The 2,549-nt window shown below is 60.8% G+C and carries 4 protein-coding genes and 1 pseudogene; 4 read left to right on the top strand and 1 reads right to left on the bottom strand.

What is annotated here, in order from left to right; translation table 11 throughout:
• Positions 1–509: 509 nt before the first annotated feature.
• A complete protein-coding gene (locus tag ACH196_RS37940; RefSeq protein WP_396651965.1) occupies positions 510–941 on the top strand; it encodes a MucR family transcriptional regulator in 432 nt (143 codons plus the stop codon).
• Positions 942–980: 39 nt separating this feature from the next.
• Here the strand turns inward: ACH196_RS37940 and ACH196_RS37935 are convergent, their stop codons facing one another.
• Complete coding sequence (locus ACH196_RS37935) at positions 981–1,172, bottom strand: hypothetical protein (RefSeq protein ID WP_396651964.1); 192 nt, start codon at positions 1,170–1,172, stop codon at positions 981–983.
• Positions 1,173–1,200: 28 nt separating this feature from the next.
• Here ACH196_RS37935 and ACH196_RS37930 point away from each other — a divergent pair, with 28 nt between their 5' ends.
• The 3 genes and pseudogenes from ACH196_RS37930 to ACH196_RS37920 all read left to right on the top strand — a co-directional run.
• Positions 1,201–1,698, top strand: coding sequence for a hypothetical protein (locus ACH196_RS37930; protein WP_396651963.1), 498 nt, complete (start codon positions 1,201–1,203; stop codon positions 1,696–1,698).
• A 280-nt stretch (positions 1,699–1,978) separates the two neighbouring features.
• Positions 1,979–2,254 carry a hypothetical protein gene (locus ACH196_RS37925; RefSeq protein WP_396651962.1) on the top strand — a complete coding sequence of 92 codons (276 nt, stop codon included), beginning with the start codon at positions 1,979–1,981 and terminating at the stop codon, positions 2,252–2,254.
• Positions 2,251–2,549: pseudogene (locus tag ACH196_RS37920) on the top strand (hypothetical protein); the annotation flags it as partial. The gene ACH196_RS37925 and the pseudogene ACH196_RS37920, both read left to right, overlap by 4 nt.

The following is a 2,549-nucleotide window of genomic DNA, read 5'->3' as shown; positions in this document are numbered from 1 at the left end:
GGCAGCAAAGGCCCGATCAGTTCCCATTCCTCGTCCGTCAGACCAACACGTTCGCCCAAGGCTGCCTCCAAAAAGAAGCCTTGAATCAAAACCGGATTCTCCAGTCAACCTTTGTCAACGGACGCTAATGCTATAGTCTCCCCCAAAGAAATCGTCGAATGCATAGGTCAATCCGACGCAATTCATCTTGATAGTGAGAGAGTCGCCCAATACCACAAACGTGTTGACCACTCGCATTTTTGTTGCTCCTCCGCGTTGCAGCGGACCCTAGCGGCGCGCAACCGCTGTGTCGACATGACGATTGTCCGGCCTGAGCAAGGGAGCCTGGCCACGTCGCCAAAGCCGCTTCACTGAAGCAGGATGTCCATCTTCTTCGCGCTCTCGGTGAACCTGCACCGGCACAGGCGAACCATTGTCTCGAATTAGATTCAAACTGTGCCAATTTGGAACTGAAAGTTGTGGCGCGCTTTTTGCTCCATCCCAAGCGGGGGGAATCAAGTGAGGGATCAATGGCTGACAACCAAGAACTTATTGAACTGACAGCGGATATCGTCGCCGCATACGTCGCCAACAATCCGGTGCCGGCTGCCAGTCTCCCGGAACTCATCCGCACTATGCATTCAACGCTCGCATCCCTGGCCGACACTATTGAACCCGAGCCGGAGCAACCGCAAACGCCAGCGGTAAATCCAAGGAAATCAGTCCATGACGACCACATCGTGTGCCTGGAGGAGGGATTGAAGTTCATCTCGTTAAAGCGGCATCTCATGACCAGCCACGGATTGACGCCCGAAGCCTATCGCAAGAAATGGGGCTTGGCGCCGGACTATCCTATGGTGGCGCCGACCTATTCAGCCCGCCGCTCCGAACTTGCTAAGGACATAGGCCTCGGCCGTGAGTCGGTTCCGGTCCCCCAGAAGCGTAGGCCTGCCAAGAAATGAGGGAAAGGTCTGGCTGCGGAAGCGGGGCCGGGCTCACAGTCAAATCGCGACGAAATCGGCTGCCGTGATGGTCGGCGATCCGGTGAGCGATGCGAATTTGATGGCCGCGTAGGCGCTGCCTGAGCCGTCCCTGTCGTAACAAAGATTGCCGGTATCTGAATTGTAGAGGATGCGATCGCTGGCATCCCCGGCTGATATTGCGATGTCCTGGAAGGCGCCCGCAGCAAGCACCCCAGTTGTCAGTCCGATGAGGAAGGCGTTGTCTACCTGGACGGTGTCGTCGACGCGATTGAAGTCGGTGATCGTGTCGACATTGGTGGAGGCATTCAGCGCGGTGTTGATGATTTCGTCCTTGGATGTTCCGGTGGAGAAGAATGAGGCTGTCCCGCCTGTGATCGTGCCGGAATTTTTGTACGGTGAGCGTTTCGGCGGAAAGGCCGTGCCAGACGCCGTATTTGTTGGCGTCCACGGTCCCGGTGTTGACGAGGCTCGAGGCCGTGGTCGGCGCGGCGCTGGAGGAAAGGAAGTAGACTGCGGAACTGGTCGCCCCTTCGTGTGCGATCAGCCCGTGATTCACGAGCCGCTGCTCGTTTCCGTACAGCACCACGGCGTCACCGCTATCGAATGCGCGAACCTGGCCGGTGGCCTGCACCGCGATGCTGTTTGCGCCGCCGGTCTCAAGGCCGAGAAGAATCGCAAGTCCATTCGTCGCCACCGTTCCGGCGACGATAACCTCATGGCCGCCGCCGCTACCTGACTGAGACAACCAAAGGTGTACCCCTCGGATCCGACGGGACCTAAGGCGGGAACCGCCAAGACGATCCAGTTTCGGAAACCGCCAGTTCGCCCTTGTGTTCCAACAGGTTTTGTGGCGGTGGCCATTTGTGTCGCCGGCATAGGCCCAAAGGCCCAGCCGCCTCCGGCAGAAGTCCGCATCGCGCGGCATGAGTCCTATGCAGGAACGCCATCCGAGCCGTCCCGTTCAGCCAGCAGCTTCCATCAGGAAGCCTGGATGTGTCAGACGAAAGGAAAACACAATGACGCGCTTCAATTGTTTCGCTGCGGCCCTGCTTGCGGGTTCCGCCATGGTCGCACTTCCGGCACTGGCCCAGGCAAGCGCCTCCCCCGATGCGCAACCGCCCATCCTGAAGGACGGCGGCAAGTCGGGATCGGCGGACAGCAACGGCGCCGCCGGAGGCAAGACCTCAAGCTCGGCCGGGGCGAAGGACCAGAAAGCCACGGAAGCTTCGCCCGACCAGAAGCAACCTCCGGTGAAGGCAAGGCCGCCAGCGAGGCTGCGTCCGACCCGATGAAACGCAAGCCGGCTTCGAAGGACGCGGCCGGAGCGGCCGATCCGTCGAAGAAGGATGAGGCAAAGGCCTCCGCCGAGACCAAGCAGCGCCAGCCGACCGACGAGGATTCAGCCGAGGCGCCAAATCCCAAGCAGGGATCGGCCCAAGGCACCGCGGAATCGGAACCGGCGGCGCAGCGCCCTGCCCACCGTCGAGACGGGCCGGCCGAGGCGGCGCGCGATCATCGGTCCCGACAGCCGCTCGCGGCGCAATCGCTCGATCTCGGCCTCGGCAGCGCCATCAAGCCGGGAAGGGC

The organism is Mesorhizobium sp. IMUNJ 23232 (assembly GCF_044326205.1).
GTDB lineage: Bacteria > Pseudomonadota > Alphaproteobacteria > Rhizobiales > Rhizobiaceae > Kumtagia.
This window is presented reverse-complemented; position numbering and strand designations above follow the sequence as displayed.